14 protein-coding genes are annotated in these 15,713 nt (G+C 70.5%); 8 read left to right on the top strand and 6 right to left on the bottom strand.

Annotated features, from left to right (window positions below):
* Positions 1 to 34 precede the first annotated feature (34 nt).
* The 6 genes from ACFU6K_RS10655 to ACFU6K_RS10630 all read right to left on the bottom strand — a co-directional run bounded on the left by ACFU6K_RS10655 (position 35) and on the right by ACFU6K_RS10630 (position 5,331).
* Positions 35 to 808: a succinate dehydrogenase iron-sulfur subunit gene (locus ACFU6K_RS10655; protein ID WP_360352334.1), complete on the bottom strand. Its 774-nt coding sequence runs from the start codon at positions 806 to 808 to the stop codon at positions 35 to 37.
* Positions 808 to 2,550 carry a succinate dehydrogenase flavoprotein subunit gene (sdhA, locus tag ACFU6K_RS10650; protein WP_380662193.1) on the bottom strand — a complete coding sequence of 581 codons (1,743 nt, stop codon included), beginning with the start codon at positions 2,548 to 2,550 and terminating at the stop codon, positions 808 to 810. The genes ACFU6K_RS10655 and sdhA overlap by 1 nt, the downstream gene beginning before the upstream one ends.
* A 51-nt stretch (positions 2,551 to 2,601) precedes the next feature.
* Positions 2,602 to 3,093: a succinate dehydrogenase, hydrophobic membrane anchor protein gene (gene sdhD / locus ACFU6K_RS10645; protein WP_380662192.1), complete on the bottom strand. Its 492-nt coding sequence runs from the start codon at positions 3,091 to 3,093 to the stop codon at positions 2,602 to 2,604.
* Between the two features lie 8 nt (positions 3,094 to 3,101).
* Positions 3,102 to 3,482 carry a succinate dehydrogenase, cytochrome b556 subunit gene (sdhC, locus tag ACFU6K_RS10640; RefSeq protein ID WP_074003919.1) on the bottom strand — a complete coding sequence of 127 codons (381 nt, stop codon included), beginning with the start codon at positions 3,480 to 3,482 and terminating at the stop codon, positions 3,102 to 3,104.
* A 327-nt stretch (positions 3,483 to 3,809) separates the two neighbouring features.
* Positions 3,810 to 4,295 carry a 2-oxo-4-hydroxy-4-carboxy-5-ureidoimidazoline decarboxylase gene (locus ACFU6K_RS10635; RefSeq protein WP_380662191.1) on the bottom strand — a complete coding sequence of 162 codons (486 nt, stop codon included), beginning with the start codon at positions 4,293 to 4,295 and terminating at the stop codon, positions 3,810 to 3,812.
* 280 nt (positions 4,296 to 4,575) lie between these two features.
* Entirely contained in the window at positions 4,576 to 5,331 is a 756-nt protein-coding gene (locus ACFU6K_RS10630) for an SDR family oxidoreductase (RefSeq protein ID WP_380662190.1), read from the bottom strand.
* Between the two features lie 136 nt (positions 5,332 to 5,467).
* Between ACFU6K_RS10630 and ACFU6K_RS10625 the strand changes: the two genes are divergently transcribed.
* The 8 genes from ACFU6K_RS10625 to ACFU6K_RS10590 form a co-directional block, all read left to right on the top strand.
* A complete protein-coding gene (locus ACFU6K_RS10625) occupies positions 5,468 to 7,057 on the top strand; it encodes a methylmalonyl-CoA mutase (protein WP_380662189.1) in 1,590 nt (529 codons plus the stop codon).
* Positions 7,058 to 7,270: 213 nt separating this feature from the next.
* Positions 7,271 to 8,524 carry an amidohydrolase gene (locus ACFU6K_RS10620; protein ID WP_380662188.1) on the top strand — a complete coding sequence of 418 codons (1,254 nt, stop codon included), beginning with the start codon at positions 7,271 to 7,273 and terminating at the stop codon, positions 8,522 to 8,524.
* 285 nt (positions 8,525 to 8,809) lie between these two features.
* Positions 8,810 to 9,874 carry a BMP family protein gene (locus ACFU6K_RS10615; RefSeq protein ID WP_380662187.1) on the top strand — a complete coding sequence of 355 codons (1,065 nt, stop codon included), beginning with the start codon at positions 8,810 to 8,812 and terminating at the stop codon, positions 9,872 to 9,874.
* Positions 9,875 to 10,170: 296 nt separating this feature from the next.
* The gene (locus ACFU6K_RS10610; protein ID WP_380662186.1) at positions 10,171 to 11,751 is read left to right on the top strand and encodes an ABC transporter ATP-binding protein; all 1,581 of its coding nucleotides are present in this window, start codon (positions 10,171 to 10,173) and stop codon (positions 11,749 to 11,751) included.
* A gap of 3 nt (positions 11,752 to 11,754) precedes the next feature.
* Positions 11,755 to 12,915 carry an ABC transporter permease gene (locus ACFU6K_RS10605; RefSeq protein WP_380662185.1) on the top strand — a complete coding sequence of 387 codons (1,161 nt, stop codon included), beginning with the start codon at positions 11,755 to 11,757 and terminating at the stop codon, positions 12,913 to 12,915.
* A complete protein-coding gene (locus ACFU6K_RS10600) occupies positions 12,912 to 14,177 on the top strand; it encodes an ABC transporter permease (protein WP_380662184.1) in 1,266 nt (421 codons plus the stop codon). Before ACFU6K_RS10605 ends, ACFU6K_RS10600 begins: the two co-directional genes overlap by 4 nt.
* Positions 14,174 to 14,584: a cytidine deaminase gene (locus tag ACFU6K_RS10595; RefSeq protein WP_380662183.1), complete on the top strand. Its 411-nt coding sequence runs from the start codon at positions 14,174 to 14,176 to the stop codon at positions 14,582 to 14,584. Before ACFU6K_RS10600 ends, ACFU6K_RS10595 begins: the two co-directional genes overlap by 4 nt.
* A gap of 96 nt (positions 14,585 to 14,680) precedes the next feature.
* Positions 14,681 to 15,713, top strand: a 1,033-nt coding sequence (locus tag ACFU6K_RS10590) for a thymidine phosphorylase (RefSeq protein ID WP_380662182.1), incomplete at its 3' end; no start/stop codon positions are given.

The following is a 15,713-nucleotide window of genomic DNA, read 5'->3' as shown; positions in this document are numbered from 1 at the left end:
GATCGGGCGGGGGCCTCCGGTGTGGCGGGTGGGATCAGAAGCGGCGGGTGACCAGGGCCCGCTTCACTTCCTGGATCGCCTTGGTGACCTCGATGCCGCGCGGGCAGGCCTCCGAGCAGTTGAAGGTGGTGCGGCAGCGCCACACGCCCTCACGGTCGTTGAGGATCTCCAGGCGCTGCTCGGCACCCTCGTCGCGCGAGTCGAAGATGAAGCGGTGCGCGTTGACGATGGCGGCCGGGCCGAAGTACTGGCCGTCGTTCCAGAACACCGGGCAGGACGACGTGCACGCGGCGCACAGGATGCACTTGGTGGTGTCGTCGAAGCGCTCGCGGTCCTCGGCGGACTGCAGGCGCTCGCGGGTCGGCTCGTTCCCCTTGGTGATGAGGAACGGCATGACGTCCTTGTACGCCTGGAAGAACGGGTCCATGTCCACGACCAGGTCCTTGAGGACCGTGAGGCCCTTGATGGCCTCGATCGTGATCGGCTTCTCCGGGTTGACGTCCTTGATCAGGGTCTTGCACGCCAGCCGGTTGCGGCCGTTGATCCGCATGGCGTCGGAGCCGCAGATGCCGTGGGCGCAGGAACGGCGGTAGGTGAGGGTGCCGTCCTGCTCCCACTTGATCTTGTTGAGCGCGTCGAGGATGCGCTCCTTCGGGTCCATCGTCAGCTGGTAGTCGACCCACACCGGGTCCGGGTGCTCCTCCGGGTTGAACCGGCGGATCCGGAAGGTGACGGTGATCGGCTGGACGGCACCGGCTTCGACCGCGTCCAGAGCGGCCGAGTGCTTCTCCACGGTCGGAGTGCTCATCAGTACTTACGCTCCATCGGCTGGTAGCGGGTCGTGACGACCGGCTTGTAGTCGAGGCGGATGGAGGTGCTGCCGTCGGCGGCGACCTCCTGGTACGCCATGGTGTGCTGCATGAACTTCACGTCGTCACGGGTCGGGAAGTCCTCGCGGTAGTGGCCGCCGCGGGACTCCTCGCGGGCCAGCGCGGAGACGGCCAGCACCTCGGCCAGGTCGAGCAGGTTGCCCAGCTCGACGGCCTCCAGGAGGTCCGTGTTGTAACGGAAGCCCTTGTCCTGGATGGAGACGTTCTTGTAGCGCTCCTTCAGCGCGGCGATGTCCTCGACCGCCTGCTTCAGGGTGGCGCCGGTGCGGTACACCATGGCGTTGGTGTCCATGGTCTCCTGCAGCTCCTTGCGGATCTGCCCCACGGACTCGGTGCCGGTGCCCTCGCGCAGGCCGTCGACCAGGGCCTGGACCTTCTCGGCCGGGTTCTCGGGCAGCTCGACGAAGCCGTTCGCGTTGGCGTAGTCGGCGGCGGCGATGCCCGCGCGACGGCCGAACACGTTGATGTCCAGCAGCGAGTTGGTGCCCAGGCGGTTGGCGCCGTGCACGGACACGCAGGCGACCTCGCCGGCCGCGTACAGGCCCGGGACGATGTCGGTGTTGTTGCGCAGGACCTCACCCTCGACGTTGGTCGGGATGCCGCCCATGGCGTAGTGCGCGGTGGGCTGGATCGGGATCGGGTCCGTGTAGGGCTCGATGCCGAGGTAGGTGCGCGCGAACTCGGTGATGTCCGGCAGCTTGGCGTCCAGCTGCTCCGGCGGCAGGTGGGTCAGGTCCAGGTAGACGTGGTCGCCCTCCGGACCGCAGCCGCGGCCTTCGCGGATCTCGGTGTAGATCGCGCGGGAGCAGACGTCACGGGACGCGAGGTCCTTCATGACGGGGGCGTAGCGCTCCATGAAGCGCTCGCCGTCCTTGTTGCGCAGGATGCCGCCCTCGCCGCGGGCGCCCTCGGTGAGCAGGATGCCCATGCGCCAGATGCCCGTCGGGTGGAACTGGAAGAACTCCATGTCCTCCAGCGGCAGGCCGCGGCGGTAGACCAGGGCCTGGCCGTCGCCGGTGAGGGTGTGGGCGTTGGAGGAGACCTTGAAGAACTTGCCGGTGCCGCCGGAGGCGAACACGACCGACTTGGCCTGGAAGACGTGGATCTCGCCGGTGGCCAGCTCGTACGCGACGACGCCGGCCGTCTTGCCCTCGTTGATCAGCAGGTCGAGGACGTAGTACTCGTTGAAGAACTCGACGCCGTGCTTGACGCAGTTCTGGAACAGCGTCTGGAGGATCATGTGGCCGGTGCGGTCGGCCGCGTAGCACGAGCGGCGGACCGGGGCCTCGCCGTGGTTGCGGGAGTGACCGCCGAAGCGGCGCTGGTCGATCCGGCCCTGCTCGGTGCGGGAGAAGGGCAGACCCATCTTCTCCAGGTCGAGGACGGCGTCGATGGCCTCCTTGCACATGATCTCGGCGGCGTCCTGGTCGACCAGGTAGTCACCACCCTTGACCGTGTCGAAGGTGTGCCACTCCCAGTTGTCCTCCTCGACGTTGGCCAGGGCGGCGCACATGCCGCCCTGGGCCGCGCCGGTGTGGGACCGGGTCGGGTAGAGCTTGGTCAGGACGGCGGTGCGGCTGCGCTGCGTCGACTCGATGGCCGCGCGCATGCCGGCGCCGCCGGCGCCGACGATGACGGTGTCGTACTGGTGAATCTGCATGGGGGGTTAACTCGCCTCTGGCCTCTGCCGATGGTCGATGGTGCTCGCGGCTCAGATGTTGGGGTCGAAGGTGAAGATCACCAGGGTGCCGAGCAGCACGGTGAAGACCGTGGCGGTACCCATGAGCCCCTTGAGCCAGAGCCGGGTCGAGTCCTTCTCGGCATAGTCGTTGATGACCTGACGCATGCCGTTGGCGCCGTGCAGCATGGCGAGCCAGAGCATCAGGAGGTCCCAGCCCTGCCAGAACGGCGAGGCCCAGCGGCCGGCCACGAAGGCGAAGCCGATCTTGGAGACGCCGCCGTCGAGCACCAGCATGATCAGCAGGTGGCCGAGGATCAGCACGACCAGAACGACACCGGACAGGCGCATGAAGAGCCAGGCCAGCATCTCGAAGTTGGTGCGGGTGCGACGCGGGGTCTTCGCGGTCCGCTTGCGCGGGGGCTCGATGACGAACGCGTCGGCCGGGTTGCCGGTGCCCAGTCCCTTGCCGGTGTGCGCCTGCTTGGAGGGGACGACGATGGCGTCGGAGTATTCCGTGGACATGTCTCGGCTCACTTCCCGAACCAGGAGATCAGCGTGTGCTGGAGGATCCCGTAGAAGGAACCGGCCATCAGGACGACCCAGACGCCGACGACGCTCCAGAGCATCTGCTTCTGGTACTTCGGGCCCTTCGACCAGAAGTCCACTGCGACGACGCGCAGGCCGTTCAGGGCGTGGAACAGGATGGCGGCCACCAGGCCGTACTCCATCAGGTTCACGAGCGGAGTCTTGTACGTCTGGATGACGGTGTCGTAGGACTCCGGCGACACTCGCACGAGGGCGGTGTCGAGGACGTGGGCGAACAGGAAGAAGAAGATGAGGACGCCGGTGACTCGATGAGCCACCCAGCTCCACATGCCTTCCCGGCCGCGGTACAGCGTTCCAGCCGGCACGGAAAAACCCTCCGGAAGCGATTGGGGGCTCGGCCGGCTTCGGTGTCGGTCAGCCCGGCCGGGTACGGTCCACCGGCCGCCAGCATCCTATCGACGCCTTGTCGTGAACCGCCTCCGGGGGCCCCAGGTGTGATCAATCAGGCACTTCTGGCCTAGTGGGGCGGGAACCAAACCCGAAGTCATCACTACGGGTGAGGGCATGCTCGCGCCCCGCGTCGGAGGGCGCGGGGCGTGGCGGTCGGATCCGGTGGCGGGGTCGGTTCACTCGTCCGGGCGGTTTCGTGATCGGTGTCACCCGGCAGGGTGAAGAGCGGACGTGATGCGGGCTCAGTGCGCCGCGGTCTCCGAGTGGGTGGCGACCAGGTGCTCCAGTCGGGTGAGGGCGATCCGGCGGAGTTCGTCGGACGCGATCAGCCGCTCCTCGTCCGGGTCGTTGGCGAGGCGGGTGCGGATCGAGGAGAGCACGGTGTCGAGCATCTCCTCCGGGGCGACCCGCTCCAGGCAGACCACGAAGACGTGGCCGAACCGGGCCTCGTACGCGGCGTGCGCCGCCCGCAGCGCGGTGTGGGCGGCCTGGCTGCCGGGAGCCCGCATGCCGAGCAGCGGCTGCGGCATCCAGCTCTCGTCCGCCAGCGCCTCGGTGAGGTCGGCCGGTCGGAGGTCGTAGGAGGCCTCGCTGGCGGCGGCCAGCAGGGACTCGATGTCGGGGTAGGGCCGGTGCGCGGTCAGGCGCAGGGCCCAGCGGTGGCTGCCGCAGCAGGCCAGGAGGGCCTCCTCGGCGGCGCCGGCGTCGGCTTCGTTGAAGCGGTGCAACCCGAGGAGGGTCGGCTCTGTTCTGACGTCGAGCCGCTGTGACGGGATGTCGCTGGCCAGCGGGTCCTCCTCGTGAGGGCGGGAAGGTGCCGGTGGAAGGGGGTGGTGCATGGGTGGGATGGGGGCTGCCGAGGGGCGCGCGGGCGCCGGTCGGTCAGCGCCTCAAAGGTAGTTGAGCGGTCATCAGTTGGGGAGGGCGCGCGCCGAATTCATCCGGACGAGCTATCAAGTTGTGACGTTGACACCTGCACGTCAGCGCCCTCCCCGCCCGTTCCCGGGCTCAGTCGCGGTGGACCTTGTGGTTGGCGGCCTGCGCCCGCGGGCGGACCACCAGCAGGTCGATGTTCACGTGCGAGGGCCGGGTGACCGCCCACGCCACGGTGTCCGCGATGTCCTCCGAGGTGAGCGGTTCGGCCACGCCCGCGTACACCGCGGCGGCCTTCTCCTCGTCGCCGCGGAAGCGGGTGACCGCGAAGCCCTCGGACTTCACCATGCCGGGGGCGATCTCGATCACCCGGATCGGCTCCCCGCACAGCTCCAGCCGCAGCGTGGCGGCGATGGTGTGCGCGGCGTGCTTGGCGGCGACGTAGCCGCCGCCGCCCTCGTACGCGGCCAGCGCGGCGGTCGAGGAGAGCACCAGGACCGTGCCGTCGCCGGTCGCCCGCAGGGCCGGCAGCAGGGCCTGGGTCACGTGCAGCACGCCGAGCACGTTCACCTCGTACATGGCCCGCCAGTCGGCCGGGTCGCCGTGCTCGACGGTCTCGGCGCCGATCGCGCCGCCGGCGTTGTTCACCAGGACGTCCACCCGGCCGACGGCGGCCGCGAAGGCGCCCGCCGCGGCCCGGTCGGTGACGTCCAGGGTGACGGCCCGGGCGGAGCCGCCCCGGTCGGCGATCTCCTTGGCCAGCGCCTCGACGCGGTCGGTGCGGCGGGCGGTCAGCACCACGTCGAAGCCCTCGGCGGCCAGCCGGCGGGCGGTCGCCGCGCCGATTCCGCTGCTGGCACCGGTGACCACGGCCACCTTCTGCTCGGTCATTGCCACTCCCTGGGGCTCGTCGGTCGTTCACCCGATCATCTCAACCGCGCCGCCGCTCCGGCGGGCCGGTCGCCTCCCGCACGGCGGGGGGCCCGATAGTGCGAGGACCCCGTTCCCCCAGCTCCGGAGGACCCCCATGGCAGCCGCGCCGCGCCGCGCCGAGTCCGGCTTCGAGATCGAGCCGCTGTACGGCCCCGAGTCGCTGGCCGGCTGGGACGCCGCCGCCCGGCTGGGCCGGCCGGGGGAGTACCCCTACACCCGGGGCGTCCACCCGACGATGTACACCGGCCGCGCGTGGACGATGCGCCAGTACGCGGGCTTCGGCACCGCCGCCGAGTCCAACGCCCGCTACCGGCAGCTGATCGCGGGCGGCGGCACCGGTCTCTCGGTCGCCTTCGACCTGCCCACCCAGATGGGCTACGACTCGGACGCGCCGCTCGCCGCCGGGGAGGTCGGCCGGGTGGGTGTCGCCGTGGACAGCGTCGAGGACATGGCGGTGCTGTTCGACGGCATCCCGCTCGACGGGGTGTCCACCTCGATGACCATCAACGCGCCCGCCGCCCTGCTCCTGCTCCTCTACCAACTGGTCGGCGAGGCCCAGGGGGTGGCGCCGGCGGCGCTCACCGGGACGGTCCAGAACGACGTGCTGAAGGAGTACATCGCCCGCGGCACCTACATCTTCCCGCCGGAGCCCTCGCTGCGGCTGGCCGCCGACGTGTTCCGCTACTGCCGGGCCGAGGTCCCGCGCTGGAACACCATCTCCGTCTCCGGCTACCACATGGCCGAGGCCGGGGCCGATCCCGCGCAGGAGGTCGCCTTCACCCTGGCCAACGGCATCGCCTACGTCCGCACCGCGCTCGCCGCCGGGATGGCCGTGGACGACTTCGCCCCCCGGCTGTCGTTCTTCTTCGTGGCCCGCACGTCCCTGTTGGAGGAAGTGGCCAAGTTCCGCGCCGCACGCAGGATTTGGGCCAGAGTCATGCGGGACGGATTCGGCGCCCGGGACCCGCGCTCGCAGATGCTGCGCTTCCACGCCCAGACCGCGGGGGTGCAGCTCACCGCCCAGCAGCCCGAGGTCAACCTGGCCAGGGTCACCGTCCAGGCGCTCGCCGCGGTGCTCGGCGGCACCCAGTCGCTGCACACCAACGGCTTCGACGAGGCGATCGCGCTGCCCACCGAGAAGGCCGCCCGGCTCGCCCTGCGCACCCAGCAGGTGCTCGCCTTCGAGACCGACGTGACCGCCACCGTCGACCCGTTCGCCGGCTCCTACGCCGTCGAGTCGCTCACCGACGGGGTGGAGGCCGCCGCGCGGGCGCTGATGGACCGGATCGAGGAGCAGGGCGGCGCGGTGGCCGCGATCGAACGCGGCTACCAGAAGGGCGAGATCGAGCGCACCGCCTACCGGCTCCAGCAGGAGACCGACTCCGGGGAGCGGACCGTGGTCGGGGTCAACCGCTTCCGGTCGGACACGGAGGAGCCGTACCAGCCGCTGCGGGTGGACCCGGCGATCGAGGCGCGGCAGGCGCGGCGGCTGGCCCGGCTGCGGGCCGAGCGCTCCGCCGGCGCCGTCACCCGGGCGCTGGACGGGCTGCGCCGCACCGCCGAGGGGACGGGGAACGTGCTGTACCCGATGAAGGAGGCGCTGGCCGCCCGGGCCACCGTCGGCGAGGTGTGCGACGCGCTGCGCGGGGTGTGGGGGACGTACGCCCCGGTGGAGCGCTTCTGACCGCCAGCTGAATGCCCGTCAACCCGCCGGTGCCGTCAGGGGGGTTGACGGCCGTGACCGCCGGCCCGGGGGATCGTTGCACAGGGCACGCAACCCGGGGAAGGCGGCTGAAACAAGATGTCATACCCACGTGTCCGGCCGGTATGCGCCCATCCGGGGACTAGTTTTCCGGAAGTCGGGCCAAATCCCCCCAACAGGCCTACGATTGGCGAGATGAACCGTCCTGAGCCCGCTCAGTCGGGCACCACTCTCGCCGCCGTACGCCCCGCCGCCGATCTGCGCGACCGGGTCCGGGCGCTGGAGCCCGAGCTGATCGCCTTCCGTCGTGATCTGCACCGGCACCCGGAGCTGGGCCGCCAGGAGTTCCGAACCACCGGGCTGCTGCGCGACCGGTTGACGGCCGCCGGCCTCGAACCCCGGGTGCTGCCCGGCGGCACCGGCCTGCTCGTCGACATCGTCCCGCCCGGCACCACCCCGGGGACGGATTTCCTGGCCTTCCGCGCCGACATCGACGCGCTGCCGATCGACGACGCCAAGACCGACGTGCCGTACCGCTCCACCGTCCCCGGCCGGGCCCACGCCTGCGGCCACGACGTGCACACCTCGGTGGTGCTCGGCACCGGTCTGGTGCTGGCGGAGGCCGTCCGCACCGGCGAGCTGCGCCGGCCCGTCCGGCTGGTGTTCCAGCCCGCCGAGGAGGTCATGCCGGGCGGCGCGCTGGACGTGATCAAGGCCGGCGGGATGGCGGGCGTCGGGCGGATCTTCGCGGTGCACTGCGACCCGAAGGTGGAGGTCGGCCGGATCGCCCTGCGGGTCGGGGCGATCACCTCGGCCTGCGACCGCCTGGTGCTCCACCTGGACGGCCCCGGCGGGCACACCGCCCGTCCGCACCTGACCACCGATCTGGTCACCGCGGTCGCCAGGATGGCCGCCGACCTTCCGGGCGCGCTGGCCCGCCGGATGGACCCGCGCTGGGGCGTCAGCCTGGTCTGGGGGCGGATCGCCTCCGGCTCCGCGCCGAACGTCATCCCGCAGCACGCCGAACTGGAGGGCACCGTCCGCTGCCTGGAGCTGGACGGCTGGCGCGAGGCGCCGGACCTGCTGCACGAGCTGATCGCCAAGGTGTCCGAGACCTACCGGGCCAAGTGGACGCTGGACTACCACCGCGGGGTGCCGCCGGTGGTCAACGAGGCGGTCTCGGTCGCGCGGTTGGACGAGGCGATGAACGCCCGGTTCGGCACGGACGGGGCCCAGGTGGTGGAAGGCACCGAACAGAGCCTGGGCGGCGAGGACTTCTCCTGGTACCTGGAGCACGCCCCGGGCGCGCTGGCCCGGCTCGGCGTCCGGGCGCCCGGCGACGCCACCGTCCGGGACCTCCACCAGGGCCGGTTCGACGTGGACGAGCGGGCGATCGGCATCGGGGTGGAGCTGTTCTCGGCGCTGGCCCTGGAGGCGGACGGCACCTGACGATGGGCCGGGCGGCGGAGCGGTACGGCGGACCGGGTGACGGATCCGGGGGCGGCGCGGGCGAAAGCGGAACGGTCGGATCCGGGGGTCCGGAACGGTTCCGTAAACTGGGCCGCACCGACCTCGGATCACCGTCCGCGCAGGGATAGAGCCTCAGGAAGAACATCAGACCACGGTTTGATAACAACCCGAACGCTCCGCCACCCCGTAACACAACCGTGTTCTACGCGCGTTACGGTGGCGACCGACCACGCCAAACGGTTGCGTGTAGAAGGAGATATCCCCTTGCGCCGTTCAATGAAGCTCGCCGCGGTTGTGCTCTCGGGTTCCCTGGGCATGGCCTCGCTCGCCGCTTGCGGCGCAAAGAGCACCGACAACTCCTCCTCCGCCGGCTCGGGCGACGGTTCGCTCAAGGTCGGCATGGCCTACGACATCGGCGGCCGCGGCGACCAGTCGTTCAACGACTCCGCCGCCCGTGGCCTCGACAGGGCCAAGTCCGAGCTGGGCGTCTCCGTGACCGAGGCCGAGGCCAAGCAGGGCGAGGCCGAGGCCGACAAGGAGACCCGTCTCAAGAACCTGATCGACGCGGGTTACAAGACGATCGTCGCGGTCGGCTTCGTCTACCAGCCGGCGGTCGACAAGATCGCCAAGGACAACCCGAACGTCAAGTTCGCGATCATCGACTCGAACGAGAAGGACCAGCCGTCCAACGTCACCTCGCTGCTCTTCGCCGAGCAGGAGGGTTCGTACCTGGCCGGTGTCGCCGCCGCGAACAAGTCGAAGGCCAAGCACGTCGGCTTCATCGGCGGTGTGCAGACCGAGCTGATCAAGAAGTTCGAGGCCGGTTACAAGGCGGGTGTGAAGTCCGTCGACCCGAACATCACGGTCGAGACCACCTACCTGAGCACCCCGCCGGACTTCACCGGCTTCGCCTCGCCCGACAAGGGCAAGGAGTCCGCCCAGGGCCAGCTCGACAAGGGCGCGGACGTCATCTACACCGCCGCCGGCTCCTCCGGCAACGGCGCCATCGAGGCCGTCGCCAACAAGCAGGGCGCCTGGGCCATCGGTGTCGACTCCGACCAGGCCAGCCAGCCGGCCCTGGCGAAGTACAAGAACAGCATCCTGACCTCGATGGTCAAGAACGTCGACACCGCGGTGTTCTCGTACATCCAGTCGGTCAAGCAGGGTCAGACCCCGACCGGCATCAAGCTGTTCGACCTGAAGGCCGACGGTGTCTCGCTCGCCAAGACCGGCAACAAGATCGACGACATCCAGGACAAGCTGAAGGCCGCCGAGGACGCGATCAAGTCCGGCGCCACCACGATCCCGACCGCGCCGGCCGGCCAGTAAGGCCCGCGCGTCCCGGACGCCGCAGCGCCTGCCGCCTGCCCGGCAGCGCGACGCAACACGACACAGTTCACGGGAGGGGCCCGGCAGGGTGCGCTCAACGCGTACCCCCGGGCCCTGTTCCGTCTCCCCATGTTCCCCCTTGGCCCTCCCAGCGCAACGACGCGCCTCCAGACCACCAGGAGATCGCCATCACCGCATCCGACCCCGTCCCCCCGCGCGAGGACGGCACCCCCAGCGCGGGGACGGCGACACCGGCCGTCGAGCTGCGCGGCATCACCAAGCGCTTCCCGGGTGTCGTGGCCAACCACGACATCAACCTCACCGTCCGCACCGGCACCGTGCACGCCCTGATGGGCGAGAACGGCGCCGGCAAGTCGACGCTGATGAAGATCCTCTACGGCATGCAGAGGCCGGACGAGGGCACCATCGCGATCAACGGCGAGCTGTGCGAGTTCCACACCCCCGGCGACGCCATCTCCCGCGGCATCGGCATGGTGCACCAGCACTTCATGCTCGCCGACAACCTCACGGTGTGGGAGAACGTCGTCCTCGGCGGCGAGAAGCTCCACGGCATCGGCGCCAAGGCGAAGGCGAAGATCAAGGAGATCTCCGACCAGTACGGCCTGGGCGTGCGCCCGGACGCCCTGGTCGAGGACCTCGGCGTCGCCGACCGCCAGCGCGTCGAGATCCTCAAGGTGCTGTACCGCGGCGCCAAGATCCTGATCCTGGACGAGCCCACGGCCGTGCTCGTCCCGCAGGAGGTCGACGCGCTGTTCGACAACCTGCGGGACCTCAAGTCCGAGGGCGTCACCGTCATCTTCATCTCGCACAAGCTGCACGAGGTGCTCGCGGTGGCCGACGCGATCAGCGTCATCCGGCGCGGCACGACGGTCGGCGACGCCGACCCGAAGGCCGTCACCGCCCGCCAGCTCGCCGAGCTGATGGTCGGCGCCGAGCTGCCCTCCCCGGAGAGCCGCGAGTCGACAGTCACCGACACCGTGATGCTCGACGTCGAGGGCCTGCGGATCGCCAAGACCGACGCGGAGGGCATCGAGCGCGTCGTCCTGGACGACATCTCGCTGCGCATCCGCAAGGGCGAGATCCTCGGCATCGCCGGTGTCGAGGGCAACGGCCAGGCCGAGCTGGTCGAGGCCGTCATGGGCATGCTGCCGCTGAACGCCGGCACCGTCACCCTGGACGGCAAGGACCTCTCCGGCACCCTGACCCGGGCCCGCCGCGAGGCCGGCATCGGCTACATCCCCGAGGACCGCCACAAGCACGGCCTGCTGCTGGAGGCCCCGCTCTGGGAGAACCGCATCCTCGGCCACGTCACCGAGGCGCCCAACTCCAAGGGCCTGCTGCTGGACCCGGCCGCCGCCCGGACGGACACCTGGCGGATCGTCGAGGAGTACGACGTCCGCACCCCCGGCATCGAGGTCACCGCGGCCTCGCTCTCCGGCGGCAACCAGCAGAAGCTGATCATCGGCCGCGAGATGAGCCACCAGCCCAAGCTCCTGATCGCCGCCCACCCCACCCGTGGTGTGGACGTCGGCGCGCAGGCGCAGATCTGGGAGCACATCCGGGTCGCCCAGCGGGCCGGCCTGGCCGTCCTGCTGATCTCCGCGGACCTGGACGAGCTGATCGGCCTGTCCGACACCATCCGGGTCATCTACCGCGGCCGCCTGGTCGCCGACGCCGACCCGGCCACCGTCACCGCCGAGGACCTCGGCACCGCGATGACCGGTGCCGCCAGCGGCCACCTGGAGTCCGAGCCGGAGGCCGTCGCCGAGGCGCAGGCCGTCGCGGCCGAGGGCACCGAGGCCGAGGCCGGCCACCAGCCCACCGACACCGCCGACGACCCGCAGGCGGGGGAGTAACCCATGACCAGTCCCAATCCCGCAGCCGCGAAGCCCGGCCTGGCCCAGCGGTTCAGCGGTGAGCGGATCGTGCTCGCGCTGGCGGCGCCGGTGCTCGCGGTCGTGCTCTCCGTGGCGATCTGTTCCGTCCTGCTGGCGACCTCGGGCAAGAACCCGTTCGACGCCTGGAACGTGATGATCACGTACGCCGGCAAGTCGGACGGCCAGGTGGGCATCCTCAACCGGTCCACCACCTACTACCTGGCCGCCGCGGCCGCCGCGTTCGGGTTCCGGATGAACCTGTTCAACATCGGCGTCGAGGGCCAGTACAAGGTCGCGGCGCTGTTCGTGGCCTTCGTCGGCGCCAAGGTGGACCTGCCGGCCTTCATCCAGATCCCGCTGCTGCTGCTCACCGCCATGCTGGTCGGCGGCCTGTACGCGAGCGTCGCCGGTCTGCTGAAGGTCTACCGCGGCGTCAGCGAGGTCATCTCGACCATCATGCTGAACTCGATCGCGACCGCGATCATCGGGCTGCTGCTCGTCCCCGGCATCTTCGCGCCGAAGACCAGCGGCACCACCAACTCGATCCAGACCGAGCCGATCTCGCAGTCCAGCCACTTCTTCTCGATGGAGACGGCCGGCGGGACGCTCTGGGGCTTCATCTTCGTCGCCGCCCTGGTCGGCGTGGTCTTCCAGTTCGTGCTGACCCGCACCCGCTTCGGCTTCGACCTGCGCGCCACCGGCCGCTCGGAGTCCGCCGCGACCGCCTCCGGCGTGAACGTCAAGCGCATGGTGGTCATCTCGATGGCCGTCTCCGGCGCCATCGCCGGTCTGATCGGCCTGCCGGAGCTCCTGCAGAACTCGCACTACTTCGGCCAGAGCTTCCAGCCCGGCCTGGGCTTCCTGGGCATCTCGATCGCCCTGCTCGGCCGGAACAGCCCGATCGGCATCGCCTTCGCGGCGCTGCTGTTCGCCTTCCTGGACGTCACCGGCTCGGTGCTGCCGCTCCAGGGCGGCTTCCCCTTCGAGATCGTCGACGTCATGAAGGGCACCATCGTCATCTGCGTCGTCGTCGCGTACGAGCTGGTGCGCCGCTACGGCCTGAAGCGCCAGCAGCAGAAGGTCGGCGCCCAGCTCGCCGCCCAGGCCGCCGCGAACAGTGAGAAGAAGGAGGTGTCCGCATGAGTACCGCCACCGCTGCGCGTGCGAAGGCGTCGGGCGCACCCGCGAAGAAGCGCAAGCTGTCCTGGCCGGTCGTCCTGCTGCTGATCGCGGGCGCCCTGGTGCTGTTCTCCGCCGTGGGCATGGCCACCGGCAACCACTCGCTGACCTCCTCCGGGCAGATCACCGCCGCGCTCGGCGCCGCCGTGCCGATCGGCATGGCCGGTCTGGGCGGTCTCTGGTCCGAGCGGGCCGGCGTGGTCAACATCGGCCTCGAAGGCATGATGGTCGCCGGCACCTTCTGCGGTGCCTGGGCGGGTTACCTGGTCAACCCGTGGGTCGGCCTGCTGGCCGGCATGCTGGGCGGGGCGCTCGGCGGCCTGCTGCACGCGGTCGTCACCGTCACCTTCGGCGTCGACCACATCGTCTCCGGCGTCGGCATCAACCTGCTGATCCCCGGCATCTGCGCGTACGTCAACCGGATCTACTACAAGGACTACGTCTCGGCCGGTGCCGGCCAGAACCAGTCCCCGCCGGCGGACCCGCTGCCGTACATCACCGTCCCGGGCCTGTCCTCCGGGCTGAAGAGCATCGAGAACCACCACTGGTTCCTGGTCTCGGACGTCGCGGGCGTGCTCGGCGGCCTGGTCACCAACATCTCGGTGGTCGTGCTGCTGGCCGGCGCGCTGATCGTGGTCAGCTACTTCGCGCTCTGGCGCACGGTGTTCGGCCTGCGGCTGCGCTCCTGCGGCGAGAACCCGACCGCCGCGGAGTCGCTGGGCGTCAACGTCTACAAGTACAAGTACCTCGCGGTGATCGCCTCCGGCGCCTTCGCGGGCCTCGGCGGGGCGTACCTCTCGCTGGTCGCGGCGCACTTCTACAAGGACGGCCAGACCCTCGGCCGCGGCTTCATCGGCCTCGCCGCGATGATCTTCGGCAACTGGATGCCGGGCGGCCTCGCCATGGGCGCCGGCCTGTTCGGCTTCACCGACAGCCTCCAGCTGCGCGACCCGGAGTCGGTGCACGTGATGATCCTGATCGTGGGCATCGCGATGGTCCTGCTCGCGCTCTGGCACCTGTACCGCCGCAAGTACACCGCGACGGTGGCCTCCTTCGTGGTGGCGGCCGGCCTGATCGCCTGGTACTCGTTCACCGACGAGGTGCAGCGCCCGCTGATCGTCGCCACGCCGTACCTGATCACCCTGGTGGTGCTCTCGCTGGCCTCGCAACGGCTGCGGATGCCGAAGGCGGACGGCCAGATCTACCGCAAGGGCCAGGGCAAGTGACCGCCGATGGGCCCGCGGCGCCGCCCGCGATCGACTGGGAGCTGCTGCGGTCGGCGGCGCGCGAGGCCATGGGCCGCGCGTACGCGCCGTACAGCAGGTTCCCGGTCGGCGCGGCCGCGCTGGTGGACGACGGCCGGGTGGTCACGGGCTGCAACGTCGAGAACGCCTCGTACGGGCTGGGGCTGTGCGCCGAGTGCGGACTGGTGTCCGCGCTGCACTCCTCCGGCGGCGGCCGGCTGGTCGCCTTCACCTGCGTGGACGGCGCCGGTGACCTGCTGATGCCGTGCGGGCGCTGCCGCCAGCTGCTGTACGAGCACGGCGGGCCCGGGCTGCTGATCGAACTGGCCTCGGGCGTCAAGCCGATGAGCGAGGTCCTGCCCGACGCGTTCGGGCCGGAGCGGCTCTAGCCTCCCTTTCTGTTACGCGCGTAGAGTGTCGCGAGTGGGCCGGAACCCGGTCATCTCGCGACACTCTTCGCTTTTGAAACCCCTCTTGGAGCACGCATGGACGCCATCTCCGTCATCAGGACCAAGCGCGATCGCGGAGAACTGAGCGACGCTCAGATCGACTGGGTCATCGACGCCTACACCCGCGGCGAGGTCGCCGACGAGCAGATGTCCGCACTGGCGATGGCGATCCTGCTGAACGGCATGAAGCCGCACGAGATCAGTCGCTGGACCGACGCCATGATCCGCTCCGGCGTCCGGATGGACTTCTCCTCGCTGCCGCTGCCCACCAGCGACAAGCACTCCACCGGCGGCGTCGGCGACAAGATCACCCTGCCGCTCGCCCCGCTGGTCGCCGCCTGCGGCGCCGCCGTCCCGCAGCTCTCCGGCCGCGGCCTCGGCCACACCGGCGGCACCCTGGACAAGCTGGAGTCCATCCCCGGCTGGCGCGCCCTGCTCTCCAACGAGGAGATGATGGACGTGCTGGGCTCCGTCGGCGCGGTGATCTGCGCGGCCGGCGACGGCCTCGCGCCCGCCGACAAGAAGCTGTACGCGCTGCGCGACGTCACCGGCACCGTCGAGGCCATCCCGCTGATCGCCTCCTCGATCATGTCGAAGAAGATCGCCGAGGGCACCGGCGCGCTGGTCCTGGACGTCAAGGTCGGCTCCGGGGCGTTCATGAAGAACCTGGACGACGCCCGCGAACTCGCCCGCACCATGGTCGGCCTGGGCACCACCGCCGGGGTCAACACCGTCGCCCTGCTCACCGACATGTCCACCCCGCTCGGCCTCACCGCGGGCAACGCGCTGGAGGTCCGGGAGTCCGTCGAGGTGCTCGCGGGCGGCGGCCCGGCCGACGTCGTCGAGCTCACCCTCGCGCTCGCCCGCGAGATGCTCGCCGCGGCCGGCGTCCACGGCAAGGACCCGGCGGACGCGCTGCGCGACGGCAGCGCGATGGACCACTGGCGCCGCATGATCAAGGCGCAGGGCGGTGACCCGGACGCCCCGCTGCCGGTGGCCCGCGAGACGCACGTGCTGACCGCCCCGGCCTCCGGGACGCTCACCCGGCTGGACGCGTACGCGGTCGGGG

This window comes from Kitasatospora sp. NPDC057512 (assembly GCF_042802135.1).
Lineage (GTDB): Bacteria > Actinomycetota > Actinomycetes > Streptomycetales > Streptomycetaceae > Kitasatospora.
This window is presented reverse-complemented; position numbering and strand designations above follow the sequence as displayed.